The sequence below is a fragment of the Sphingobium sp. TomTYG46 genome (genome assembly GCF_055396345.1).
In genome coordinates, this window is record NZ_AP027324.1 from 1,883,364 (window position 1) to 1,907,568 (window position 24,205).

Here is a 24,205-nt window from a genome sequence, read left to right on the forward strand (position 1 = left end):
GCGAGCACCAACCGCTCAGACCCGATGCGACGAACAGGTTGACGCTGCATGAGGCATGATTTCCATTCCACGCTGAGCCCGATAGCGGGCGATGCGGCGTGGATGGAGCGGACCGGCGATTTGCCCGGCCCTGCCGATGCAGCAGAAGCGCAGTTTTTCCTGTCAAACCGGACGATAGCAACACCCGCGCCGCTGGCGGCGCGACTGCGTTCGTCCCCCCACTATCGCGTGGCAGCCCGGCCCAGTGCCGCTGGCAGCCTTCGCCGGAGAATAATAAATGACAATGCGTATGCTGATCGATGCGCGCCACCGGGAAGAGACCCGGGTCGCGGTCGTCAAAGGTAACCGGATCGAGGAGTTTGATTTCGAATCGGCCGAGCACAAGCAGCTCAAAGGCAATATCTACCTCGCCAAGGTTACCCGTGTAGAACCCTCGCTCCAGGCAGCGTTCGTCGATTATGGCGGCAACCGCCACGGCTTCCTGGCGTTCAGCGAAATTCACCCCGACTATTACCAGATTCCGCGCGAAGACCGCGAGGCATTGCTGCGCGAAGAACGCGAGCATGCCGAGGAAGAGGCCGCGCTGCGTGCCGATTTCGAGGATGACGATGATCATCATGGCGACGATGGTCTGGAACTGGTCGAAGCCACGCATCATGAAGAGGATGAGGGCGAGGCCACCGAAAGCAGCGAAGGCCCCGCAAAGGGCGGCCGTCGCAAGCGCGGTGGCGATGAAGCCGCCGACGAACTGCGCCGCAAGCGCATGGCTCTGCGCCGTCGCTACAAGATCCAGGACGTCATCAAGCGCCGCCAGGTGCTGCTGGTCCAGGTCGTCAAGGAAGAGCGCGGCAACAAGGGCGCGGCCCTTACCACCTATCTTTCGTTAGCCGGTCGCTATTGCGTGCTGATGCCGAACACGTCGCATGGCGGCGGGATTTCGCGCAAGATCAGCAACGCCGCCGACCGCAAGCGGCTGAAGACGATCGTCGCGGAGATGAACCTGCCCTCGACCATGGGCTGCATCGTGCGCACGGCCGGGCTCCAGCGCACCAAGCCGGAGATCAAGAGGGACTTCGACTATCTCGCCCGCCTGTGGGACGAGATCCGCGAAAAGACGCTGAAGTCCGAAGCGCCCGCGCTGATCCACAATGACAGCGACCTCATCAAGCGCGCGATCCGCGATATCTACAACAAGGATATCGAAGAGGTCATCGTCGAGGGCGAATATGGCTACAAGGCCGCCAAGGACTTCATGAGGCTGCTGATGCCGAGCCATGCGCGCCGGGTACAGCAATATGCCGACGCCGTATCGCTGTTCCAGCGCGCGGGCGTCGAGGATCAGCTGGCCGCGATGTACAATCCGGTCGTGCAGCTCAAGTCGGGCGGCTATCTGGTCATCAACCCGACCGAGGCTTTGGTGTCGATCGACATCAACTCGGGCCGGTCGACCCGTGAGCATGGCATCGAGCAGACCGCCGTCGCCACCAACCTGGAAGCTGCCCGCGAAATCGCGCGTCAGTTGCGCCTGCGCGACATGGCTGGCCTCGTCGTCATCGACTTTATCGACATGGAGATGAACTCCAACATCCGTAAGGTCGAGAAGGCGATGAAGGAGGCGCTGAAGGACGATCGCGCCCGTATACAGGTCGGCCGCATCTCGGGCTTTGGCCTCATGGAAATGAGCCGCCAGCGCCTGCGCACCGGTGTGCTGGAAGCATCGACCCGCCAGTGCCCGCATTGCGAGGGCACCGGCCTTGTCCGCACGGCATCGTCGGCGGGCCTTTCCGCGCTGCGCATGTTGGAAGAGGAAGCGGCGCGTGGTCGCGGCAACCTGGTCACCCTGCGCGCCAGCCAGGAAGCGGCCTTCTACGTCCTCAACAACAAGCGCCGCGAACTGGACGAGATCGAACAGCGCTATGGCGTCACCATCGCCATCTTGCCGGACGGCGAGGTCGAAGGCGCGCGCATGTCGGTGGAAGCCAGCGGCCCCCGTCCGGAACGGGTGGTGAGCTATGCTCCGATCGTCGAGGAAGAGGATGACCTCGATATCGTCGAGGAGCTGGAAGAAGAGGAAATCGAGGAAGTCGAGGCCGCTGAGCGCGAAGAGCGCGGCGACCGGGGCGAGGATCGCGAAGGTGGCCGCCGCCGTCGTCGTCGCCGCCGTCGTCGTGGCGGCCAGCGTGACGATCACCACGCCGAGGGCGAAGCAGAGGCTACCGACTCCCCGGCCGAGGACGCTGGCGAAGAAGCCGAATCGACTGACGAAGAAACGGAAGAACAGCCTGTCGAGGCCCATGGCGAAGGCGAAGAGGCCAGTCGCCGTCGTGGCCGTCGCGGTCGCCGTGGCGGACGCCGTCGTCGCGAGGGCGAAGCGGTTGCCGACGAAGCTGCGAGCGAAGCCGCTGAGACTTCCGAGCCCGCCGCTGTCGAAGCTGTCGCCGAGACGGTAGCAAAAGCAGCGCCCGAAGCGCCTGCGGAGGAAGAGGCGCCAAAGACGCGCCGTCGCCCCCGTGCTCGCAAGGCAAAGGAAGTCGTAGAAGCGCCCGTGGAGGCCCCCGAGGCTCCGGTCGAAGCCGCAGCCGAGGAAGCGCCCGCCAAGCCCAAGCGCACTCGGCGCAAGAAGGCAGAGGCCGCTCCCGAAGCCCCTGCCGAACCGGCCGTGAGCGTGGAACCGGAAGCCGAGGCACCCGCCAAGCCCAAGCGCACTCGGCGCAAGAAGGTTGAGGCCATTGCCCAGGACGCGGCGGAGGCTCCCGCGATCGCAGGAGCCGTGGCACCGGAAGCTGGCGCAGCAGCGGCAGCAGCTGGTGAGAGCGCGGTCTCGACGGCTGATGGCGAAGAGACGAGCGACGACGATAGCGCACCGCGCCGTGGATGGTGGCAGCGCACTTTCGGTCAGTAAGGACGTCCGCCCGATGAGCAACGCCGCCGCCTTGCCGGTTTTCCGGAAAGGTGGCGGCGTTCTCGCTTCAGGCGGAGTTCATGGCGATGCTGGCAGGCGCGCGGACATGCTGCGTTCGTCCCTGCTCCATGGTGATTGGCCATGATGCGCCGCTGGCTGCGTCCCGCCGCGATTGCCGCTGCGTCGCTGGCATTCATGGTCCAGCCCGCGATAGCGCAGCAGATCCTGCGCGACGCCGAAACCGAAGCCTTCATGGCTGACATGTCCGGCCCGCTGGTCAGCGCAGCGGGGATGGAGCCGCGCAATGTTCAGGTGCTGGTTCTCAACGATCCGGAAATCAACGCCTTCGTCGCAGGCGGCCAATATGTCTGGGTTCATAGCGGCCTGATCGCCGCGGCCGACAATGTGAACCAGCTGCAAGGGGTCGTCGCGCACGAACTCGGCCATATCGAGGGCGGCCATGTCATCCGGTCATCCGAAGGCATGAAAGCCGCGACCGGCATCACCCTGCTCAGCCTGGTCCTGGGCGCCGCCGCGATTGCCGCAGGCGGCGCGGAAGCGGGCATGGGCATATTGGGCGTGGGTCAGCAAGCGGCGATGGGCAAATATCTCGCCTTTTCCCGCGCGCAGGAAAGCTCGGCCGACCTTGCGGGTGCGCGCTATTTGAGCAAGGCGGGCCTGTCGGGCAAGGGTAGCCTGGAATTTTTCAAGAAGTTGCAGAACCAGGAATATCGTCTCGCCATCCCTCAGGAAGATAGCTACGGCCGCACGCATCCGCTGTCCGGCGAACGCATCAATGTCCTGCGGGAAGTGTATACGGTCGATCCCGCGTGGGACAAACCCATCGACCCGAAGCTGGAATCCCGGTTCGAGCGTATCAAGGCCAAGCTGGTCGGCTTCGTTTCCGAACCCACCCAAACATTGCAAAGATATCCCGAGAGCGATCAGTCTCTCCCGGCGCATTATGCGCGCGCCTATGCCTGGCATAAAAGCGCCTATCCCGACAAGGCGATCGCCGAAGTGACCGCCCTTCTGACAGCGCAGCCGCATGACCCTTATTTCCTGGAACTCAAGGGTCAGGTGCTGCTGGAAAGCGGCAAGCCTGCCGACGCCATCCCGCCGCTGCGCGAAGCCGTGAAACTGACGCAGCAGCCCTTGATCGCCACGATGCTGGGCCATGCGCTCATCGCGACGGAGGATGACAAGAACTTCGCCGAGGCCGAACAGGTGCTGCGTAATGCTGTAGCGCGCGACCGGGAAAATCCGTTCGCCTGGTATCAGCTTGGGGTCGTCTATGAACGGCGGGGTGACACGCCCCGCGCGGCGCTGGCCACGGCGGAACGCTATGCCCTGATGGGCGACGACCAGATGGCGCTGCGCAGCGCGGACGCGGCCATGCAGGGATTGAAGCCCGGCACGGTTGACTATCTGCGGGCGCAGGATATCGCCATGGTCTCCCGCGCAGCCGTCGAGCAGAAGCGAAAGAAGAAATGACCGAAACCTCTCGACCCGGCTTTCGCGCCGCCCTTTCCAACAGGACTATCCAGATGACGATCGGCGCCATCGCCTTCATCGCCGCCACTGCCGCTGGCGCGGCTCTAGGCATGCAGAGTAGCGGCAGCGTCGCCGCCGGAGACAAGGCTGCGATCGAGAAGATCGTGCGCGACTATATTCTGGAGCATCCGGAAATCATTCCCGAAGCTGTCGAGCGGCTGCAGGCGAAACGCGTGTCGGACAGCATCGGCGAAAGTCGCAAGGCCATCGAAACGCCCTATGCGGGCGCGTGGGAAGGCGCGACCAACGGGGACGTGACGGTGGTCGAATTCTTCGATTACGCATGCGGCTATTGCCGCGCATCCCTGCCCGACCTTGCCAAGCTGGTGGGCGAGGACAAGGGGGTGAAGGTCGTCTACCGCGAATTGCCCATCCTGTCTGACGAGAGTGCCGATGCGGCCAAGGTGTCGCTGCTGGCGGCAGAAAAAGGCCAGTATATGCCTTTCCATCGGGCGTTGTATGCGAGCGGGCAGGTTACGCGGGAAAGCATTCTGGGCGCCGCCGCCAAGGTCGGTATCGATGGCAAGGCTGCGGAGGCCGCCATGGCCAACAGCAAATATAATGGCGAAATCCAGTCGAACATCGCGCTGGCGCAAAAGCTGCGCGCCACGGGCACGCCGACTTTCGTCGTGGGTGATCAGGTGCTGAACGGCGCGGTCGGTTATGATGCGCTCAAGCAAGCGGTAGCGGCGGTACGGGCGAAGTAAGAGGGGCATCACTCCCTCTCTCCTTCAGGGGAGAGGGGGCGACTACAAGGCGCTCTCACGCCATTTCCCCTCTCCCGCCTTCGCTTACGCTCGGCACCCTCTCCCCTGAAGGGGAGAGGGGACATGGTGAGCATATCCCTCCTCCTCCGCCATTGACTCATCTACAGCTTTTGCCTATCGGACGCCCCCTGACATGCGGTCGCCCATCGGCGGCCCTTTTTTGTCACGCCCGATTTTGACGTTTTGCTTTGAGGAATGAACGATGAAGCGCACCTATCAGCCGAGCAATCTGGTTCGGAAGCGCCGTCACGGTTTCCGCGCTCGCATGGCGACCCCTGGCGGCCGCAATGTGATCCGCGCCCGCCGTTCGCGGGGCCGCAAGAGCCTGAGCGCCTGAACGACGCGCCGCCGGATCGCGCGCCAGCCATGATGCGGCGGCGCGCTGATTTCCTGGCGGCGAATCGTGGGCGGCGCGCGCCGATGCCAGGCTTTGTCCTGCTGGTGCGCGAACGTGGCGATGGCAATCCGGCGATGCGTATCGGCATCACGGTTACGAAAAGGATTGGCGGCGCTGTCATCCGCAACCGGATGAAGCGCCGTTTTCGCGTCTTGGCGCGGGACTTGTTGCCCATCCACGGAGTCGCGGGCGCCGACCATGTGCTGATCGGCCGTTCCGAAGGCATAGAGCGCGACTTCGCCTTGCTCCGGTCGGAACTGGAAAAGGCCCTGGGCAAGGTGATGAGCCGCCCTGCTGGCACCCATCGAGGGCCTCCGCGAAAGAAGCCTTCCCGCGAACAGAGCGCTCAGGAGCAATGATCGCTCGCTTGCTCATCCTGATCGCGCGCTTCTGGCAGCTTGGCCCTTCGCGCATATTGCCCCCCAGCTGCCGCTATGCGCCATCCTGTTCGCAATATGCCATCGAAGCCATCCGCAAATATGGTGCGGTGAAGGGTAGCTGGCTCGCCACGAAGCGGCTAATGCGATGCCACCCTTGGGGCGGTTCGGGTTACGACCCGGTCCCTTGATACGAATTTTCACAAGACACGGCGGAGCCGACAAGCGTGGACGACAAGAAGAATATTGTTCTGGCGGTGCTACTGACCGCGGCGATCCTGTTCGGCTGGCCCTATATTGCCAAGCATTTCTTCCCTGCCGCGAACCCGCCCGCGACGAAGATCGAAGGCGGCAAGACCACGCAGGTGGCGCAGGGATCAAGCCCGGTAGCGAGCAGTCCGTCCGCGATTCGCGATCGCGCTCTGGTTTTGAAAGAAAGCCCGCGCGTCGCGATCCGGACGCCGAAGCTGACGGGCTCCATCAACCTGAAGGGCGCGCGCATCGACGATATCGTGCTGCCCACCTATGGCGAAACGATCGCGAAAAATTCGCCCGCGATCCGGCTCTACAGTCCTTCGGGCACGAACGACGCCTTTTTCGCTGGCTTCGGCTGGCAAGGCGAAGGGTTGAAGGCCCCTGACGCGAGCACCGTCTGGACGGCCGACGCGCAGGAACTGACGCCGACCAGCCCCGTGACCCTGCGGTGGGACAATGGTGCCGGCCAGGCCTTCGAAATCCGCCTGTCGGTCGACGAGAATTACATGATCACCGCGCAGCAGAAGGTCGTGAACAGCGGCACAGGCATGGTCGCGGTGAAGCCTTATGGTTACATCAACCGCACCGGCATCCCCAAGGACCCGGACACCTGGACCATCCATATCGGCCCGATGGGCGTGTTCAACGGCGCTGCCAACTATGATGTGAATTACAAGGATCTGAACAAGGGTCCTTCCAGCCAAAGCTTCCAGTCCACAGGCGGATGGCTCGGCTTTACCGACAAATATTGGCTGTCGGCGCTGGTCCCCGACCAGAAGGCTGCCTTTGAAGGCCAGTTCCGCAAGGGTGCTGGCACGCAGTATCAGGCCGATTACAGCTTGGCTCCGACCATGCTGGCGCCGGGCAAGGCCGTCACCCAGACGGTGCGCCTGTTCGTGGGCGCGAAGGAAGTAAAGACGCTCGAAGCCTATCAGGATACGGGCATTCCGCTGTTCGACCGGGCGATCGACTGGGGCTGGTTCTACTGGTTCGAAAAGCCGATCTTCGCGCTGCTCCACTGGCTGTTCGAGCATATCGGCAATTTCGGCGTCGCCATCATCTGCCTGACCTTCGTGGTCCGCGCGCTGATGTTCCCAGTCGCCCAGCGCCAGTTCGCCAGCATGGCGGCAATGCGGGCGGTGCAGCCCAAGATGAAGGCGCTGCAGGAGAAATATAAGGACGACAAGCCCAAGCTGCAGCAGGAGATGATGGAGCTGTACAAGCGGGAGAAGGTCAATCCACTCGCTGGCTGCCTGCCGATCTTCATCCAGATTCCGATCTTCTTCGCGCTGTACAAGGTGTTGCAGCTGACGATCGAAATGCGTCATCAGCCCTTCGTCCTGTGGATCAAGGATCTGTCCGCACCCGATCCGCTGCATATCCTGAACCTGTTCGGCCTGCTGCCCTTCACCCCGCCGTCCTTCCTGGCGATCGGCGTGCTGGCGCTGCTGCTGGGTATTTCCATGTGGCTGCAGTTCAAGCTGAATCCGGCTCAGATGGACCCGATGCAGCAGCAGATTTTCTCAATCATGCCGTGGATGATGATGTTCATCATGGCGCCGTTCGCAGCGGGCCTGCTGGTCTACTGGATCACCAACAATTGCCTGTCGATGCTGCAGCAGTGGTGGCTCTACAGGCGCCACCCCGTGCTGAACGCGGCTCCGGCGAAATAAGGCGGATATCCAAGTGGACGAGCAGGAACAGGCAGAGCTGATCGAGGAAGCGCGCAAGGTGTTCGCCGGGCCGATCACCTTTCTCAAGTCAGCGCCGGATTTGAAGTTCCTGCCCGACATGTCGGTCAACGAGGTGGCGTTTGCGGGCCGTTCAAACGTCGGCAAATCATCCCTGCTGAACGCGCTGACGGGCCGCAACGGGCTGGCCCGCACGTCGAACACGCCGGGACGGACGCAGGAACTGAACTTTTTCGATGTCGGCGACCCGCTGCGTTTTCGCCTCGTCGACATGCCTGGTTATGGGTATGCGCGCGCGCCCAAGGATATGGTGCGCCAGTGGCGCTTCCTTGTGAACGACTATCTGCGCGGGCGGGCGAAGCTGAAGCGCGCACTCGTGCTGATCGACAGCCGCCATGGCATCAAGGATGTCGATAATGAGATTTTCGACATGCTGGACGCAGCGGCCGTCAGTTACCGCATCGTCCTGACAAAAGCGGACAAGGTAAAGGCCAGCCATCTCGCCGAAGTGATACAGGCGACTGGCGATGCCGTCCGGAAACGGTCCGCTGCCCATCCGGAGATTATTCCGACCTCAAGCGAAAAGGGCATGGGGATAGCGGAACTTCGGGCGGCCGTTCTGGCCAGCGTTACCGAAGGGTGACAAGAGCGGGGCAGTTGACGCTGCCCCCCCTCCGCTGATGCTTTAGAGTCTTTCCGATGTTGAATGAATCGTTGGGGATTTCCAGACGGTTGGAAGTGTGATTCAAGGTGGCCACTGGTGAGGAGGCCAGCATGGATGAGGCCATTATCACAGGATTTGCGGGTTCGGTTTTGTCGGGCTCTGGATCGAGGCATGTCGGCGCGGGGGGCTGCGCGGTTGCTGGAGGTGAGCCCGGCCACGGGGGTTCGCTGGGCGCAGTCATGGCGAACGCGCGGGTCTGTTGAGCCGGGCAAGGTCGGCGGTCACATGCTCCCGTTGCTGGCGCGTGAGCGCGAGTGGTTGCTTGCGCGGATCGAGCAGAAGAAGGACCTGACGCTGCACGAGTTGCTGGCCCAGCTGCGTGAAGAGCGTGGTGTGGTGGTCTGCTGCGACACGCTGTGGCGGTTCATGGGCCGCTTGGGCAAGACGTTTAAAAAAAGACGCTCTTCGCCAAGGAACAGGACCGGCCCGACGTCATCCGACGCCGCAACCGCTGGCGCTGGGTCCAGCGCTGGGTAGATCCCAAGCGCATGGTCTTCATCGACGAGACCTGGGCGAAGACCAACATGACCCGCACCCATGGCTGGCATCACCGGGGCGAGCCGCTGATCGACAAGGTGCCGCATGGCCACTGGAAGACGCTGACCTTCATCGCTGGCCTCAGGCATGATGGCATCGTGGCCCCTTGCGTCCTCGATGGCCCGATAAACGGCGAGAGCTTCACCGCGTGGGTCGAGCAGTTCCTGATCCCCGCGCTGGAACCCGGCAGCATCATCGTGGTCGACAATCTCGGCAGCCACAAAGGCAGCCGCGTGCGCAAATTGCTCAAGGCGGCGGGCATCAGGCTGTTCTTCCTGCCGCCCTACTCGCCCGACCTGAACCCCATCGAGGAGATGTTCTCCAAGCTCAAGCGTCTGCTCCGCAAGGCCAACGAACGCACCGTCGAGGCAACATGGCGACGCATCGGAAAACTGCTCGACCACTTCCCGCCCGCAGAATGCGCCAATTACATCCGTGGAGCCGGATATGCCTCAATCTAAGTCAGAAAGACTCTAAGCTATCACATTCGCCAAATAGCCAAGGCCGGGATCAGAACAGTTCATATTGCCCGTCTCCTTTGAGCGTCCAGGTGCCAAGAATATCGTGCCGTGTGCGGCCCACATGGCTGCAAACCAGGACAAACTGATCGAGCGACCACAGGAAGCCGTCGATACTTTGCTGCGCCGGAGGGCCATCCCTGTAGAATAGCGTCTGGTGCGGGCTGAAGGTCCAGCCGGGGCGCAAGGCCACGCCTGCCCCCCGCATCGCGTCGATGATCGACTTCTGTAATTGATTGAGCAGCGGCAGGGAGCGCGAAGGGCGCAGGGCGGGGGAGCGGTTGCTGAAGCTCAGTCGGTCGAGCCTCATGTCAAAAGGTTCAGCTTCGACCATAGTCCCTGCCCGCAGCAATGCCTTGATCACCGCATAGGGATATTCGACATAGTCGGCGGTCACGGCCAGCGTGACATGCTGATGCTCCGGCCGGATGCGGCGCTCCCCGCCGCCCAGCGTCTCTGCCAAATGATCGGTCTGGCGCGCGATGATCGCCGACGGCTTAAGCGCGAAAAAGAGACGATATTTGGTGTCGGCGCGCATGTCATGGCGCATGGCTGATCCTTTCGAGTCGATATGTTCACTATATGTTCCTATAGCGCTGATAGCGAGTCCCGGGAGCCGATCCCCCATTCGGACGTTGAGCATGGTCTCAACCAAGGAGTGTCCGATGGCCCACCTCACGCTGCCGCAGCTGGCGAAGAAGATGAAGGATATCGACTTCGCGATGCTTTCCACCCGCGCTGAAGGTGGCCAGATCGCCGCACGGCCGATGAGCAACAATCGTGATGTCGATTATGATGGTGACAGCTATTATTTCACCACCGACGACACCGTCATGGTCCACGATATCGAGCGCGACCCGAAGGTTGGCTTGTCCTTTCAGGGCTCGGCCGGGTTGTTGAAACAGCGACCGCTATTCGTGGCGATAGAGGGACGCGCCGATCTTGTCCGTGACAAGGGGGCGTTCAAGGCGCATTGGAACAGCGACCTTGACCGCTGGTTCGACGCAGGCATCGACACGCCGGGGCTGGTGATGATCAAGGTGAGCGCGGAACGGGCGCATTATTGGGATGGAGAGGATGAAGGGGAGGTCCAGCTCTGATCTTGACGGATGGGCGGGCAAGCAAGACCGTGTCCGGACGGCGTCACGCTGGATATTGTCCCTATTTTATCTGATCGCGGGGGTCGCCCATCTCACCCGGCCCGGTGGCTTCATCGCCATCACGCCAAATTGGGTGCCCCACCCCGCTGACATCATCGCACTGACCGGCGTGGCGGAAATTGCGGGCGCTGCGGGATTGCATATCCCTAGACTGCGCAAGGCCGCCGGGATCGGCCTTGCGCTTTATGCGCTGTGCGTGTGGCCCGCCAATCTGAACCATGCGCTCAACGATATTCCATTGAGCGGCGTGCATTTGAGCTGGTGGTATCACGGCCCGCGCCTGCTGTTGCAGCCGGTGATCATATGGTGGGCCTTGTGGTCCAGCACAGCGGTCGAATGGCCGTTCGGGCGGAAACGTGACGTCCCATATCAATGATTGTCTTTGAAATGGGCGGCCCTACTGTGGCGCCCGCATTCCACGAACAAAGATAGAGAGAGTGATGACCCGGCACATCCCCTGGATCCTGACGGCCATAGTCGGGGCGATTGCCTTGTCAGTGGTTGCGATATCCCGGGGCGAGGCGGTCAATGCGCTCTGGATCGTCGTGGCGGCAGTCAGCAGCTTCCTGGTCGCCTATCGCTATTACGCGCTCTACATTGCGCGGCATGTGATGCGGCTTGATCCTGCACGGCCCACGCCCGCGCTAAGGCGAGCCGACGGCCTGGATTATGTCGCAACCGACCGCGTGGTCCTGTTCGGGCATCATTTCGCGGCGATCGCGGGCGCCGGGCCTCTGGTGGGGCCGGTCCTTGCCGCGCAGATGGGGTATCTGCCCGGCACCATCTGGATCATCGCGGGCGTGGTGCTGGCGGGCGCGGTGCAGGATTTCATGGTCCTGTTCATTTCCATGCGCCGCGACGGCAAGTCGCTGGGCGAGCTTATCCGCATGGAGATGGGGCAAGCGGCTGGGACGATCGCGCTGTTCGGCGCCTTCATGATCATGGTGATCATCCTGGCCGTGCTGGCGTTGATCGTGGTGAAGGCGCTGGCGGAAAGTCCATGGGGCATGTTCACCGTTGCCGCCACGGTGCCGCTCGCGCTGCTGATGGGCGCCTACACGCGCTGGATAAGGCCGGGACGAATTGGCGAGGTCTCGCTGATCGGCCTCATCGGCCTGCTGGCGGCGATCATATATGGGCAGTCCATCGCACAGTCGCCGCTATGGGGGCCGGTCTTCACCTTCACGCCGGTGCAATTGTGCTGGATCCTGATAGGCTATGGCGCGGTGGCATCGGTGCTGCCCGTGTGGCTTCTGCTGGCACCGCGCGATTATCTTTCGACCTTTCTCAAGATCGGCGCCATCGCCGCGCTTGCCATCGGCATCGTCATCATGGCGCCACCGCTCAAAATGCATGCCGTGACGCAGTTCGTGAACGGCAATGGTCCGGTCTGGTCGGGAGGGCTCTTCCCCTTCCTGTTCATCACCATCGCTTGCGGGGCGGTGTCGGGATTTCACGCCCTGATCGCCAGCGGCACAACGCCCAAGCTGATCGCGAGCGAGAGCGACGCGCCGCTGATCGGCTATGGCGCGATGTTGATGGAAGCGTTCGTCGCGATCATGGCGCTGGTGGGTGCGTCGATCCTCGATCCCGGCATTTATTTCACGATGAACAGCCCGGCGGCGGTGATTGGCACCGACGCGAGCAGCGCGGCCGCCGCCGTCAGGGCAATGGGCTTTCCCATCACGCCTGACCTTATCGCGCAAACCGCCCGAGATGTGGGCGAACATACTATAATCTCTCGCGCGGGCGGCGCGCCCACTCTGGCCGTGGCCATGGCGGAAATCTTTTCCCATGTGATTGGCGGCCCGGCGATGAAAGCCTTCTGGTATCATTTCGCCATCTTGTTCGAGGCGCTGTTCATCCTGACGGCGGTTGACGCGGGCACGCGCGCGGGCCGTTTTATGTTGCAGGATCTGATCGGACTGGCCGTGCCGCGCTTCAAGGATACAGCGGGTATCGTGCCGGGGCTGGTGGCCACTGCGCTGACGGTTTCGGCCTGGGGCTTCTTCCTTTATCAGGGCGTCACGGACCCGCTGGGCGGCGTGAATACGCTATGGCCGGTGTTCGGCATTTCCAACCAGATGCTGGCGGCGATCGCGTTGATGCTGGCGACGGCGGTATTGTTCCGGATGAAGCGGAACCGCTATGCCTGGGTGACGATGATCCCGACCGCCTGGCTGCTGGTCTGCACATTATCGGCCGGACTGCTGAAGCTGTTTTCGGCCGACGCGAAAGTCGGCTTCCTTGCCCATGCGGCGAAATTTTCGGCAGCGGCGAATGAGGGCAAGTTGCTCAGCCCCGCCAAGTCCATGGTGGAAATGCAGCAGATCATCTTCAACGACCGGGTGGACGCCGGGCTGGTCGCCATTTTCCTGATGGTGGTGCTTTCGCTGCTGTTCTTCACCGTCCGCACCTGCCTTGCCGCGCGGCGGGCCGATGCGCCGACGGCGCGCGAAATCCCCGCGTCTCTGGTGCCAGCAGAATGATCGGCCTGCTCGACAGGATGCGCCGGATGGCGATGATGATGGTCGGTGTCCCCGATTATGAGGGCTATGCCCGGCATATGCACATGCATCATCCCGGCGAGCCGGTCATGACACCCACCGAATTTTTCCGCGATCGGCAGGAGGCGCGCTATGGCGGGAAGAATGGCGGCAAATGCTGTTGAAGACGCCGGTCAACTGCGGGCGTTGAAGCCTGCGATCATGCCCGCTGCGATGGACAAGGCGATCTCAGCCGCGCCAACCGCGCCGATGTCGAGCCCAGCCGGGCCGTCTATTCGCTCAAGTTGCTCTGCGGAAAAGCCCATTGCCGACAGGCGCTCAAGCCGCGCCGCATGGCTCTTTCGCGATCCCAGCGCAGCGACATAGCCGGTCGCGCCGCGCAGGGCAGCGGCCAAAGCCGGATCGTCGATTTTGATATCATGGCTGAGCGTCACGACTGCCGTCGCTTCGCCGGGGCGGCGCGCCCTGATCGCCTCGTCGGGCCAACGATCGTCCAACTCGACGCCGGGAAAGCGTTCCTCCGTCAGGAATCGGCCGCGCGGATCAATCACCACGGGTCTGACGCCCATGGCTTGGGCCAGCGCGCACAAGGACTGAGCGATCTGCACCGCGCCGACAATCAGCAGCTGGCGCGGCGGATCGTAGCGGTTGTGGAATTGACCCTCGATCACTGCCTCGCGGGTGATGCCTGTACCAAGGTCGGTGGAAAGGGTAAGGGAGCGCCCCTCATCGCGGGCATCAGCAATCCGGTCGAATAACTCAGGCGCGAAGCTCCCCTCCTCCACAGGCTGGACCAGCACGCTGATCTCGCCTCCGCAGGGAAGGCCAACGGACCAGGCGTCATCATCGGCAACGCCATAGCGTTCCAGATGCGCCGGGCGGCCCGTGATCACCTCCTCCGCCCGTTGCAGGACATCAGCCTCAACGCAGCCTCCCGAAATGCTGCCTTCGAAACGTCCGTCGCGATGGACGATCATGTGGCTGCCGCGCGGCCGGGGGGCCGATCCCCATGTCGATACGACCGTTGCGAGCGCCATGGGCGCGCCACGCCACTCGATCGCCTTGCGTATCACCGCGTCATTGTCGTTCAATCCCGGCCTCCTTGCCCAACGCACATAGGAGGCCGCCAACGTCTCGCCAAGCTAGGGCCGATACGACATTCAGTTCTGGCGGCCTGCAAATGGCGGTTCTCCGCGCTTCCGGTGCTCACGTACTTTGAGTACGCTGTGCTCCGGGTCACGGAAAACCACCATTTTCGGCTCGCCATCTCCTGAATGTCTATCGGCCCTAGACGAGCCGCCGCCCCGTCCATACGACCCGGCCGACGATCGCCACCAGTGATGGGTCGATGTCCACCCAGTCGGGATAATGGACATTGTCGCTGCGGACACTGAACAATCCTCGGCGTGGCCCCATCGCGATACGCTTCACCATCAGCACACCGTCCAATCGGAGCACATATACCCCATCGCGAAGCCGTATCGCGTCATCATCATGGTCGACCATGATCTCGTCACCATCATTGAGCGTCGGCGCCATCGATTCGCCATCCACCCGGATGATGGAAACTCTTTGAGGCTTCACGCCCAGATGGCGCAACCAATTGGCATCGAAAGCCAGGACGCCCGCCGCCCGCTCATCCTCATCAAGCGAACCCGGTCCGGCCGACGCGCCGAGCGACAGGCGCGGCACAGGCACCACTGCAGGCAGAGGCCGCGATTTCCTTTCCACCGGGGCCTGGCGCCCCGGCCCACCCAGCAGGTCTTCGGCAACGCCAAAATAACGTGCCAGCACCCGCCGGTCCTCCTCATCCAGCTTGCGGGGCGTGCCGCGCTTGATGAATTGCTGAACATAGGCCGGGTTACGCTTCAGCAGGCGGGATAGATCGGCATAATTCTCCCCCCTCTCGGCAATCAGCCGTTCCAGCACCACGCGCGGATCTTCTCCATTACCGACCATGATTCATCCATAATGATAGGAATTTTCCTAGACAAGTAGGAAATAGGAGAAGAAATAGGAAAACACTTAGAGATTCGCAGGGGGCGAATCGCATCGAAGAGGGAGATTGAACCGCATGCTGATTCGCGCCGTAGAGAAGTTCCTGCGGGACAACGGCATTCCGGCAACACGCTTTGGCCGTGAAAGCGTTCGCGATCCCCGTCTGGTGTTCGACCTGCGTCAAGGTCGCGAACCGGGGGAACGGATCAAGAGACGTATAGAACATTTCATGAACACATATCGCAGGAGCGCGGGTCAATGACAAGTCTGGATCATCTCCGCCAAGGCCGGAAACTGGTCGAAAATGAAGGAAGGCGGCTAAGCGGACAGGATCCCCTGCCCCGACTGCTCGCCCAATTGATCGAGCGTGCAGGCGAACCGGCGAGCATCGAAAGCGCCATGAGCCGTCCCTGGGCCAGCGCATTGTTCCAGGGGAGGCAGCACGTCATCACGCTGCGGATTAAGGGGCCGGACGCCAGAGGTCGACGAGCCCGGTTCGTCGAGGGGCTGGAAGAAGTGGAATGGAGGCTGCCCAGACATTTCGTTGCCGACATCATAATTGATGGCGGCAGGTCGGATGCGGATGACGAATGGGTCGAGCTGTCGGCGCTCACCATCGAAGATTGGTGAGCGGCGGTTCTCAGCGCGCCCGATCCGCCATGGCCCGCAATGTGCCAAGCGCCGCGCGCAGCGCCTGATCGACGTCATCCTCGACCCGATCCCGCACCGGGACCGGCTGTTCGGTCGGCATGTCAGCGATGACTCCGTCGGCGGCGGCAGTCCTGGTGCCGCGCACACGATCGGTGAGGCCTTTTTCGAATCGCGCGGTGAGTTCGGCCAGCGAAGGCAGGCTGGGAGTTGGCGGAATGTCGTTGGACAGAGATGCGGGGGCGGGATCGGTGGCAATGACGCTCACCGCTTCAAATTCGGCATCGACCGCTGAATGAATGTCCGGGGCTTCTGCTAGCGTCGGCGCGCCGGGCAAGATTACCGCCTCCGCTTCCGGTTGAGCCGATTCGAACTGTTCACCGCGCGCGGGGCCAATCCGGGGGAAAATCTCCAGGCCGCCAAAGTCGCGGCTCGCAAAGATGGGGGCTCGCGCCGGGGCGTCAGGATGCGCGTCGGCGCGGCGCATCAGCGGACGCGATATTCTGGAGGCTCCCGAGGTCCGGCCGCGAGACAGCCAGTTCAGCTTCGGCAATGCAAAACCCATATCACTCACTCCTGTAACGCCGCGAGAGCGTTGATCCTTTTTCATCGGCACGGGCGTCGCGTTGAAACTTACAAAACCCATCGCCATCAGCGCGCCGAAGCCTGCGACAAGCAGGCGCGCCTTCAACCCCAATGGCGGCGCGGCGGCGGGCAAGGCTTCGCTCAGTCCGCTCGACGCGACCATTGTTTCGACCAGTCCCACGGGCATCGCCAACAGGATCAGCGCGAACGCCAGCCCTGCCAGCACGGCCGGGGTCATCGCCCTATGAAGTCGAACCGCCGCCATGTTTCAGTTCAGGCAGCGGCGCGAATGCGCGCCATCCGCTGCGCCAGTAACCGCTCATAGACAGGCCCATAACGCAGAATATTTGACGACCAGTTACGCTCGCGCTCGACAAAGGCGCGGGCCGTTGCCCGCCGATCGTCCCAGAAACCACGATCAGCGAACATCTCCGCTAAAGCGGCCGCAATGGCCGCCGGATCGCCGGGCGCGAACAGCGTGCCGGTCACGCCATGTTCGATCAGTTCACGATGACCGCCTACATTGGAGGCAGCCACCAGCCGCCCCTGCGCCATCGCCTCCAGCGGTTTGAGCGGGGTCACAAGATCGGTGAGCCGCATCGCCTTGCGCGGGTAGGCGAGGACATCGACCTGCGCATAATAATGCTCGACCTCATCATGAGGGACGCGCCCTACGAAAACGATATGGTCGGCGAAGGGCGAGGCCGTCGCCTGGTCGCGCAGCGCCTGTTCGCGCGGGCCGCCGCCTACCAGCAGCAGCTTGACCTTGGGCCGCGCGCGCACCAGCCGGGGCATCGCGGCGATGAGGTCGTCCAGACCTTCATAATCATAAAAGCTGCCGATGAAGCCGATCACGTCGGCGCCCTCAAGCCCCAGCCTTGCGGTAAGCGCCGGATCGCGGCGCACTGGCGTTCCGAATTGCTCCATATCCACGCCGTTGGGCGAGACGATGATCTTGGCCGGGTCGATCCCGCGCGCAACCAGATCGTCACAAAGTCCTTCGCAGATGACCGCGACGGCATCGGCCGCGCGCACCGCATGGGTTTCCAGCTGCCGGGTCAGCCAATAGCGGGGGCTGCCTTCGGTGCCGGTGCCGTTTCCGACCGCTGCATCCTCCCAGAAGGCGCGGATTTCGTAGATCATGGGAATGTCGTGCCGTTTGGCCGCGCGTTGCGCCGCCATGGCGTTCAACACGGGCGAATGGGCGTGGATTACATCCGGCCGCCACCGAGCGATCAGCGAATCGATGGCATCCGCATGCGCCGCGATGTCTCGCCATTCGCGCAGCAACGGATTGCCGGTTGCCGGTATGCCCGGCGTACGATGAAAATGAAGGCCGTCCACGACCTCTTCTGCTGGACCTTTGGCGCCGTGGCGCAAGCCGGTGATTCCCCGCACGTCCCAGCCCTGCGCCATTTGCGCTCGCAGGATCGCACGCGTGCGGAAGGTGTAGCCGCTATGCATCGGCAGGCTGTGATCGAGCACATGGAGTATCCGAGTCATGACGCTTCTTGTGCCGGAAAAGGTTTAACGGCCCGTCAACTCTGCCGCGCTAGGGAAAGGCCGTGGCCATGGAAGAACCCTTCGCGCGATGATTGACGCCCTGTCCCTGCTGATCAGCCATGGCGTCATCATGCTGGCGGCCTGGCGCCTGCTGCCGCGCGCCGATCTGGATGACGAATCGCAGGTGGAGCGATCGCGCGATGCGTGACCTGTTCTTCCTCGCCTTCCTCGGTGCCTTCTTCCTGCTGGGGCTGCGGCGTCCATTCCTGCTGATCGCCGTCTACGCCTATATCGACATCGTCTCGCCGCAGCGGCTGTCCTATTTCCTGCTGAACCGCATTCCGATTTCCGCGATAGCCTTTGCTCTGGCAGTGGGCGCGTGGCTGCTGGTGGACAAAAAGACGGACTGCCGCTTCTCCATGCGCCAGCTCTTGTTGCTGATCCTGCTGGCCTGGTGCGGCTATACGACCGCGAGCGCCGACTTCCCGCTCAACGCGCATACCAAGTGGGAATGGGTGTGGAAGGCAATGATCTTCGCGATCTTCCTGCCTCTCACCCTGCGAACCCGGCTGCGGCTTGAGGCACTGGCGCTGTTCATGGTGCTGTGTGCAAGCACGATCATCATCAATGGCGGCATGAAGACGGCACTGTCGGGCGGCGGCTATGGCGTGCTCAACCTGATGGTCGATAATAATAGCGGCCTTTATGAAGGCAGCATCATAAGCTGCGTCGCCATCTCGCTAATCCCGCTCATCCTGTGGCTGGCAAAGCATGGGACGATCTTTCCGCCGGACTGGCGCGTGCGCGGCTTCGCCTACGCGCTCTGCCTTGCCTGCCTGCTGATGCCGATCGGGACTGAGGCGCGCACCGGCCTCGTTTGCATCGCCATCCTCGCTGGCATGATGCTGATGCGGTCGAAGCGGCGCTTTATCTACGGCCCGATCATGGCCCTTGCGGCGCTTGCCGCCATCCCCTTCCTGCCCACCAGCTTCACCCAGCGCATGTCGACCATCGAGAATCATCAGGGCGATGAAAGCGCCTCCACGCGCCTTGCCGTATGGAAGTGGACGCTGGACTATGTGAAGGAGCATCCGGGCGGCGGCGGCTTCGACAATTACCTCCAGAACAGCTTCACTTATTCCATGCAGGAACGGGTGATCGACAGCGGCGGATCACGCATGGAGCGGCGGCTCGTCACCGACAAGGGCCGCGCCTACCACAGCGCCTATTTCGAGATGCTGGGCGAACAGGGCTATTTCGGCTTCGCGCTGTGGCTGCTGATCCACCTCATCTGCTTCATCCGCACCGAAGCAATTCGCCGACGCTATCGGGGCCGCGATGGTCCGGGCGAGGCATGGATCGCGCCATTCGCACTCGCGCTTCAACAAGGCCATGTCATTTACATGATCGGGTCGCTGTTCGTGGGCATCGCTTACCAACCCTTCATCTTCATGATGCTATCGCTGCAAATCGGCCTCGACACCTATCTCACGCGCAAGCAGCGGGAGGGTGCGCGAGCCCCGGCCATTCCGTTGCGGCCCTTAAAGCCGATCACAGGGGGAGTATGATGAGCGGAGAACTCCGCATTCTGGGCGTCGCCCATGGCTTGTTGCTGGGACTGGTGCTGGCGTCGCCCATGATCGGCAGGGCATTCCTGCCATGGGGCGTGGAAGCGCTATTCATCATCGCCGCTTTCCAGCTGCGGCTTGCCGACCGGCGATGGGAAACCCGCGCGGGCCTGCGCGGCTGGGTCAGCCATATTCGCATGGCGCCCGAACGCCTCGTCCCCTGGGCCGCCACGGCAGTGGTGGCGGTCATCGCGGGGCCAGAGCAGGCGGCGCTCGCCGGATCGATATTGGCGGCGGTGCTGATGGCGGAGCTGCTGCTTTATCCTGCCGCAGCCTATCTGCTTGGCCGCCTGCCCCGTGCCGGAATCGCGCTCCTCATCCTTCTGCTGCTCATCGGCTGCGGCCTTGCGGGACAGGGTCAGCCTGCCCGGCTCGCCATGGCTTTCGCGCTGGGGGTGAGCGGCTGCATATTCTGGATGCGCGGGCCGGACGGTGAAGCACGGTCCACCATGATCGCCGCAGCCACAGCCCTGGGCTGCTTTGCGATCGCGCTGCTGCTGCCCAATATGGCGATGATCGCCATGCCCGCCGGGATATTGGCCGCGACCCTGACCCTCGCGCATCTATCGGTCATCCGCCGCCATCCAGAGCATTGGCGGTTGCGCAGTAGTGGCACATTTCGTTGGCGCTTGACCGGCTCTCAGCCCGGCCGATCCTGACGCCATGCTTTAAGGCCGGGGAACGCAAGCGCGGTAAGGCGGGTTAATGGCTCTTGAGAAGGAGCCAAATGCCGCAACGCCTCGTCCACGCCAATGACAGCCTGCCGGGAATAGCGCGCCGCCCATTGAAACGGGGATGGGCCTATTTCCTTGCTGACGGCACGCGGATCACCGACCGGGACGAAATCGACAGGCTGAACGCCATCGGCATGCCGCCCGCTTACCGTGATTGCTGGTTCTGCCCGCTGCCGCATGGCCATATCCAGGCGACCGGCTATGACGACAGGGGCCGCAAGCAATATCGCTATCATCCGGAGTTCCGCGCCGCGCGCGAAGCGGAAAAATATGGCGGATGTGCCTTGTTCGGCCGCGCGCTCCCCCGCCTGCGCGCGCGCATAGAGGCGGACCTGTCGATCCGGGGCCTGCGCAAGGAAAGGACCCTGGCCGCGGTCGTGCGCCTGCTCGACCTTGCCAAGGTGCGCGTGGGCAACGAACAATATGCAGCAGCGAACAAGAGCTTCGGCGCCACGACGCTACGCCGCCGCCATGTCGACCTTACCGGGCAGAAGCTGCGGCTGCGCTATCGTGCCAAGTCGGGGCGCGAACATGACCTGACGATCAGCGACCGGCGCCTCCTCCGCTTCGTGCGCGCGATGCAGGACCTGCCGGGGCAGCATCTGTTCCAATATCTGGACGAGGAAGGGATCGCCCGGCCGATCACTTCCGGCGACGTGAACGCCTATATCGCAGAAGCCATGCGCCATGACTTCACGGCCAAGCATTTCCGCACATGGGGCGCTTCGGCCGTCGCGTTCGAAGCGCTAGCCTCCGGCCCCGTATCGCTCGCACAGATGGTCGCGCCCGTGGCCGAAGCGCTGGGCAACACGCCCGCCATCAGCCGTAAAAGCTATATCCATCCAGCGCTGATCGAATTGTGCAAATCGGGACAGGATGAATGGCGGGCAGGGCTTCGCTTGCCGCGCAGTACGCGCTATCTCACCCGCTACGAACGCGGACTGATCGCCTTTCTGGAAGAATGCGGAGCAAGCTCCTCTCTTCCTCTGGCGGCCTGACCGCTTAGATTTTTTCAGGGATCCCCATGGCTGCAAAGAATGAACCTGCCCTCACGGTTCGCGCTCCCAACCTTTCGGAAATGTGGCACGCCACGGCGAACTGGTTTGCCATTCACTCCTTGCAGATAGTGATTGCCGTCGGGACAGGCATAGCCATCTATCTAGCCCTCGCCGCGCTGCGGCAATTCGGAAAGCGGTTCAGGGGCAAGCCGGGCAGCACACTCGGCGTTTCCAACGTCGTTGGCCGTGCCATCGCCCGGACCACCCACTTCTTCATGGCCCTGGTCGCCGCGAGGCTGGTGGTCAGCTACGCCAATCCTCCGCAGATGGTGTTGAAGACGGTGGCCTTCCTCTTCACCATTGCCGCCGTTTTCCAGGCCGCCATCTGGGCGCGCGAGATCATCCTGGGCCTTGTTGAACGCAAGACCGTGGGCGAAGACGCTCATGGCGAAACCCTGGCCAACGCCATGGGGTTGATCCGCGTCCTCGTGACCTTCGGCCTGTTCGCCATCGCCTTGGTCGTCGTACTCGACAATCTGGGCGTCAACGTAACGGGTCTGGTCGCGGGCCTTGGCATCGGCGGCATCGCCATCGGCCTCGCGGCGCAAGGCATCTTCTCGGACCTGTTCGCTGCGCTGTCGATCATCTTCGACAAGCCTTTCCGCCGGGGCGAGGTGATTACCTATGACCAGACCACCGCACGGGTCGAACGCATCGGTCTCAAGAGCACGCGCCTTCGGGCGATGACGGGCGAGAAGAAGGTCATTTCCAACGCCAACCTCCTGCAAAAGGAGATCACCAGCCTTCAAACGCTGGAGCAGCGCCGGGTGACCTTTGCCATCGGCATCATCTACCAGACGCCGGATGAAAAGGCCGATGCCATCCCCACCCTGCTTGAGAAGATCGTAACGGCGGAAGGCATGCACTTCGTCAACGCGGGGCTGGTGCGCTTCGGCGCGAGCTCGCTCGATTACGAACTCAATTTCGATGTGCCCTACCCCGACAAGCATGATTATTTTCAGTCGCGCCATCGCATCGGCCTTGCGATCTGGAAGCGATTCAAGGCGGAAGGCATTGAATTTGCCTATCCCACCCAGACGAGTTTTACCGCAGCGCCGGACGGGCGGACGATCATGCCTTATCCCGATCCCATCCACATCGATCATGAAGGGACTGCGCGGCTCACCTGATCCGGTTTTCGATTCGCTTCACCTTCCCCTTGCTTGCCTCGGCCCTGTCAGCCGGTCAGGCAGCAGCATCGCTGATTGGGGATTGAAGATGATTTCACGCGCCAAACTCGCCGCCGCTGCACTGGCAAGCTTCCTCGCCATCACTCCTGCGGCGCATGCCGAAGGACTTGGAGCCGAAGTCAATTACGGCCGGGCGAATGGTCATTGGGGCACCGAAATCGGCGCTGGCTACGCACTGGACGTGGCGGGTTTCAGCCTGACCCCCGGTGCGGGCGTCTACCTGCGCGATGGTGAGGCAAAGCTGTATGGCCGGGTCGAGGCGACCTACCACCTGCCAGCCTTTGCGACGATCGGCGCGGGCATTCGGTTTAGCGGTGACGACAGCCGACCCTATGCCACCGTCGCGATGCCGATCGTCCCGAAGCTGCGCGTGAAAGGCAATGTCGGTCCCAAATATTATGCCGTGGGCCTGACGCTCGGTTACTGACCCGTGCCCCAAAGCGTGCCCGGCTGCAGCATGCCGTCCCGCAAGGCGAGGGCACCATCCCTGTCCTTGGCCAGCAGCAGGGCACCATCCAGGTCTATCCAGTCGGCGCCCTGCGCGACCAGCGCCGCAGGGGCAATCCCGAGCGACGTGCCGAGCATGCAACCAACCATGATGCGGAAGCCCCGCGCCCGTGCCGCGCGGGCGAGAGCCAGCGCCTCGGTCAAGCCGCCCGCCTTGTCCAGCTTGATATTGACCGCGTCAAAGTCCCCCAGTCGATCAAGGTCCGCGCGCGTGTGGCAACTTTCGTCCGCGCAAAGGGGGAGCGGCGCCTTGACGCCTGCCAGCCTGTCCTCACGCCCGTGAAAAACCGGCTGCTCCACCATTTCCACGCCGAGTTCGGCAAGAGCGCCCGCTTCCGCCGCAATGTCGAGATCATGCCAGCTTTCATTGGCATCAACGATCAGCCGCGCACCGGGCGCCCCGACGCGAACCGCCGCGATCCGTTCCCTGTCCCCCTCACCCGTCAGCTTGCATTTCAACAGGGCAAAGCCCCTGCCCGCTGCAGCACGGGCGTCGGCTTCCATCTGGTCCGGTTCATTCAGGCTGATGGTAAAGGCAGTAGGCAGCGGCGCAGGGGGTTGAACGCCTGCCAGTTGCCAAACGGGAATGCCCGCCTGCCTGGCCTCCAGGTCCCACAACGCGCAGTCAAGCGCGTTGCGCGCCGCGCCTCGGGGCATCGCTTCCAGCAGTGCCTCGCGATCCAGCGGCCCCTGATAGGCGTTGATGGCGGCGGCACAGCCTTCGGCGGTTTCTCCCTCATAATAGATGGGCGTGCCTTCACCCCGGCCCTCATATATTCCGTCGCTCACGGTACAGACGACGACGTCCACGCAGGTTTTGGCGCCCCGGCTGATAATGAATGCGCCTGCTACCGGCCAGCGTTCGATGGTAGCGGAAATTATACGGGTCATCGACGTTTCCTGAGCGGCAAGTTAGGGACCGGACACAGGCTCTATGCGAGAATCGCGGGCCGCCGCATAGTCCC

The 24,205-nt window shown here is 62.9% G+C and carries 27 protein-coding genes; 21 read left to right on the forward strand and 6 right to left on the reverse strand.

The window, feature by feature from the left end; genetic code table 11:
• Nucleotides 1-277: 277 nt before the first annotated feature.
• The 10 genes from ACZ5YV_RS09515 (at nucleotide 278) to ACZ5YV_RS09560 (ending at nucleotide 9,665) form a co-directional block, all read left to right on the forward strand.
• Nucleotides 278-2,902, forward strand: coding sequence for an Rne/Rng family ribonuclease (locus tag ACZ5YV_RS09515; protein ID WP_464787407.1), 2,625 nt, complete (start codon nucleotides 278-280; stop codon nucleotides 2,900-2,902).
• A 13-nt stretch (nucleotides 2,903-2,915) separates the two neighbouring features.
• The gene (locus tag ACZ5YV_RS09520; protein WP_464787408.1) at nucleotides 2,916-3,047 is read left to right on the forward strand and encodes a hypothetical protein; all 132 of its coding nucleotides are present in this window, start codon (nucleotides 2,916-2,918) and stop codon (nucleotides 3,045-3,047) included.
• Nucleotides 3,047-4,396: a M48 family metalloprotease gene (locus tag ACZ5YV_RS09525; RefSeq protein ID WP_464789192.1), complete on the forward strand. Its 1,350-nt coding sequence runs from the start codon at nucleotides 3,047-3,049 to the stop codon at nucleotides 4,394-4,396. Before ACZ5YV_RS09520 ends, ACZ5YV_RS09525 begins: the two co-directional genes overlap by 1 nt.
• Nucleotides 4,393-5,163 carry a DsbA family protein gene (locus ACZ5YV_RS09530; RefSeq protein ID WP_464787409.1) on the forward strand — a complete coding sequence of 257 codons (771 nt, stop codon included), beginning with the start codon at nucleotides 4,393-4,395 and terminating at the stop codon, nucleotides 5,161-5,163. Before ACZ5YV_RS09525 ends, ACZ5YV_RS09530 begins: the two co-directional genes overlap by 4 nt.
• A gap of 262 nt (nucleotides 5,164-5,425) precedes the next feature.
• The gene (gene rpmH, locus ACZ5YV_RS09535) at nucleotides 5,426-5,560 is read left to right on the forward strand and encodes a 50S ribosomal protein L34 (RefSeq protein ID WP_013848777.1); all 135 of its coding nucleotides are present in this window, start codon (nucleotides 5,426-5,428) and stop codon (nucleotides 5,558-5,560) included.
• 32 nt (nucleotides 5,561-5,592) lie between these two features.
• Nucleotides 5,593-5,979: a ribonuclease P protein component gene (gene rnpA, locus ACZ5YV_RS09540; protein WP_464789193.1), complete on the forward strand. Its 387-nt coding sequence runs from the start codon at nucleotides 5,593-5,595 to the stop codon at nucleotides 5,977-5,979.
• Nucleotides 5,976-6,188, forward strand: coding sequence for a membrane protein insertion efficiency factor YidD (gene yidD, locus ACZ5YV_RS09545; RefSeq protein ID WP_066526720.1), 213 nt, complete (start codon nucleotides 5,976-5,978; stop codon nucleotides 6,186-6,188). Before rnpA ends, yidD begins: the two co-directional genes overlap by 4 nt.
• Nucleotides 6,189-6,224: 36 nt before the next feature.
• On the forward strand, nucleotides 6,225-7,925 hold the full coding sequence (yidC, locus tag ACZ5YV_RS09550) for a membrane protein insertase YidC (protein WP_464787410.1): 1,701 nt from the start codon (nucleotides 6,225-6,227) through the stop codon (nucleotides 7,923-7,925).
• 13 nt (nucleotides 7,926-7,938) lie between these two features.
• A complete protein-coding gene (gene yihA / locus ACZ5YV_RS09555; protein ID WP_464787411.1) occupies nucleotides 7,939-8,586 on the forward strand; it encodes a ribosome biogenesis GTP-binding protein YihA/YsxC in 648 nt (215 codons plus the stop codon).
• Nucleotides 8,587-8,721: 135 nt separating this feature from the next.
• Nucleotides 8,722-9,665 (forward strand): IS630 family transposase gene (locus ACZ5YV_RS09560; RefSeq protein ID WP_464786945.1). Its coding sequence is split into 2 segments (ribosomal slippage): nucleotides 8,722-9,057 and nucleotides 9,060-9,665, totalling 942 coding nucleotides; the frame shifts between segments, so codons are not numbered across the junction.
• A gap of 49 nt (nucleotides 9,666-9,714) precedes the next feature.
• Here ACZ5YV_RS09560 and ACZ5YV_RS09565 read toward each other — a convergent pair.
• Complete coding sequence (locus ACZ5YV_RS09565) at nucleotides 9,715-10,272, reverse strand: 2'-5' RNA ligase family protein (RefSeq protein WP_464787412.1); 558 nt, start codon at nucleotides 10,270-10,272, stop codon at nucleotides 9,715-9,717.
• 115 nt (nucleotides 10,273-10,387) lie between these two features.
• Here ACZ5YV_RS09565 and ACZ5YV_RS09570 point away from each other — a divergent pair, with 115 nt between their 5' ends.
• The 4 genes from ACZ5YV_RS09570 (at nucleotide 10,388) to ACZ5YV_RS09585 (ending at nucleotide 13,553) form a co-directional block, all read left to right on the forward strand.
• Nucleotides 10,388-10,822, forward strand: a complete 435-nt coding sequence (locus ACZ5YV_RS09570) for a pyridoxamine 5'-phosphate oxidase family protein (protein WP_464787413.1) — start codon at nucleotides 10,388-10,390, stop codon at nucleotides 10,820-10,822.
• The gene (locus ACZ5YV_RS09575; RefSeq protein ID WP_464787414.1) at nucleotides 10,800-11,258 is read left to right on the forward strand and encodes a DoxX family protein; all 459 of its coding nucleotides are present in this window, start codon (nucleotides 10,800-10,802) and stop codon (nucleotides 11,256-11,258) included. The genes ACZ5YV_RS09570 and ACZ5YV_RS09575 overlap by 23 nt, the downstream gene beginning before the upstream one ends.
• 64 nt (nucleotides 11,259-11,322) lie before the next feature.
• Nucleotides 11,323-13,371 carry a carbon starvation CstA family protein gene (locus tag ACZ5YV_RS09580; RefSeq protein ID WP_464787415.1) on the forward strand — a complete coding sequence of 683 codons (2,049 nt, stop codon included), beginning with the start codon at nucleotides 11,323-11,325 and terminating at the stop codon, nucleotides 13,369-13,371.
• The gene (locus tag ACZ5YV_RS09585) at nucleotides 13,368-13,553 is read left to right on the forward strand and encodes a YbdD/YjiX family protein (RefSeq protein WP_464787416.1); all 186 of its coding nucleotides are present in this window, start codon (nucleotides 13,368-13,370) and stop codon (nucleotides 13,551-13,553) included. The genes ACZ5YV_RS09580 and ACZ5YV_RS09585 overlap by 4 nt, the downstream gene beginning before the upstream one ends.
• A 9-nt stretch (nucleotides 13,554-13,562) precedes the next feature.
• Here ACZ5YV_RS09585 and ACZ5YV_RS09590 read toward each other — a convergent pair whose 3' ends face one another.
• Both ACZ5YV_RS09590 and ACZ5YV_RS09595 read right to left on the reverse strand, forming a co-directional pair.
• Complete coding sequence (locus ACZ5YV_RS09590) at nucleotides 13,563-14,480, reverse strand: XdhC family protein (protein WP_464787417.1); 918 nt, start codon at nucleotides 14,478-14,480, stop codon at nucleotides 13,563-13,565.
• Between the two features lie 196 nt (nucleotides 14,481-14,676).
• On the reverse strand, nucleotides 14,677-15,348 hold the full coding sequence (locus ACZ5YV_RS09595) for a S24 family peptidase (protein WP_464787418.1): 672 nt from the start codon (nucleotides 15,346-15,348) through the stop codon (nucleotides 14,677-14,679).
• A 115-nt stretch (nucleotides 15,349-15,463) separates the two neighbouring features.
• Here ACZ5YV_RS09595 and ACZ5YV_RS09600 point away from each other — a divergent pair, with 115 nt between their 5' ends.
• On the forward strand, nucleotides 15,464-15,649 hold the full coding sequence (locus ACZ5YV_RS09600; protein WP_097092364.1) for a hypothetical protein: 186 nt from the start codon (nucleotides 15,464-15,466) through the stop codon (nucleotides 15,647-15,649).
• On the forward strand, nucleotides 15,646-16,017 hold the full coding sequence (locus tag ACZ5YV_RS09605) for a hypothetical protein (protein WP_464787419.1): 372 nt from the start codon (nucleotides 15,646-15,648) through the stop codon (nucleotides 16,015-16,017). Before ACZ5YV_RS09600 ends, ACZ5YV_RS09605 begins: the two co-directional genes overlap by 4 nt.
• Nucleotides 16,018-16,027: 10 nt before the next feature.
• On the opposite strand, the gene ACZ5YV_RS09610 is transcribed toward ACZ5YV_RS09605, so the two are convergent.
• Together ACZ5YV_RS09610 and ACZ5YV_RS09615 are read right to left on the reverse strand one after the other, a co-directional pair.
• On the reverse strand, nucleotides 16,028-16,885 hold the full coding sequence (locus tag ACZ5YV_RS09610) for a hypothetical protein (protein ID WP_464787420.1): 858 nt from the start codon (nucleotides 16,883-16,885) through the stop codon (nucleotides 16,028-16,030).
• A gap of 8 nt (nucleotides 16,886-16,893) precedes the next feature.
• Complete coding sequence (locus ACZ5YV_RS09615) at nucleotides 16,894-18,123, reverse strand: TIGR04063 family PEP-CTERM/XrtA system glycosyltransferase (protein WP_464787421.1); 1,230 nt, start codon at nucleotides 18,121-18,123, stop codon at nucleotides 16,894-16,896.
• 200 nt (nucleotides 18,124-18,323) lie between these two features.
• Between ACZ5YV_RS09615 and ACZ5YV_RS09620 the strand changes: the two genes are divergently transcribed.
• From ACZ5YV_RS09620 to ACZ5YV_RS09640, 5 genes are all read left to right on the forward strand, one after another.
• Nucleotides 18,324-19,691 carry a putative O-glycosylation ligase, exosortase A system-associated gene (locus ACZ5YV_RS09620; RefSeq protein ID WP_464787422.1) on the forward strand — a complete coding sequence of 456 codons (1,368 nt, stop codon included), beginning with the start codon at nucleotides 18,324-18,326 and terminating at the stop codon, nucleotides 19,689-19,691.
• A complete protein-coding gene (locus ACZ5YV_RS09625) occupies nucleotides 19,691-20,410 on the forward strand; it encodes a hypothetical protein (RefSeq protein WP_464787423.1) in 720 nt (239 codons plus the stop codon). Before ACZ5YV_RS09620 ends, ACZ5YV_RS09625 begins: the two co-directional genes overlap by 1 nt.
• A 68-nt stretch (nucleotides 20,411-20,478) precedes the next feature.
• Nucleotides 20,479-21,483: a DNA topoisomerase IB gene (locus ACZ5YV_RS09630; RefSeq protein ID WP_464787424.1), complete on the forward strand. Its 1,005-nt coding sequence runs from the start codon at nucleotides 20,479-20,481 to the stop codon at nucleotides 21,481-21,483.
• A 26-nt stretch (nucleotides 21,484-21,509) separates the two neighbouring features.
• Nucleotides 21,510-22,673: a mechanosensitive ion channel family protein gene (locus ACZ5YV_RS09635; RefSeq protein ID WP_464787425.1), complete on the forward strand. Its 1,164-nt coding sequence runs from the start codon at nucleotides 21,510-21,512 to the stop codon at nucleotides 22,671-22,673.
• Nucleotides 22,674-22,761: 88 nt separating this feature from the next.
• Nucleotides 22,762-23,160, forward strand: coding sequence for a hypothetical protein (locus tag ACZ5YV_RS09640; protein WP_464787426.1), 399 nt, complete (start codon nucleotides 22,762-22,764; stop codon nucleotides 23,158-23,160).
• On the opposite strand, the gene dgcA is transcribed toward ACZ5YV_RS09640, so the two are convergent.
• Nucleotides 23,154-24,131 (reverse strand): N-acetyl-D-Glu racemase DgcA, encoded by a 978-nt coding sequence (gene dgcA / locus ACZ5YV_RS09645; protein WP_464787427.1) that lies wholly within the window; start codon nucleotides 24,129-24,131, stop codon nucleotides 23,154-23,156. The genes ACZ5YV_RS09640 and dgcA overlap by 7 nt on opposite strands.
• Nucleotides 24,132-24,205: the final 74 nt, after the last annotated feature.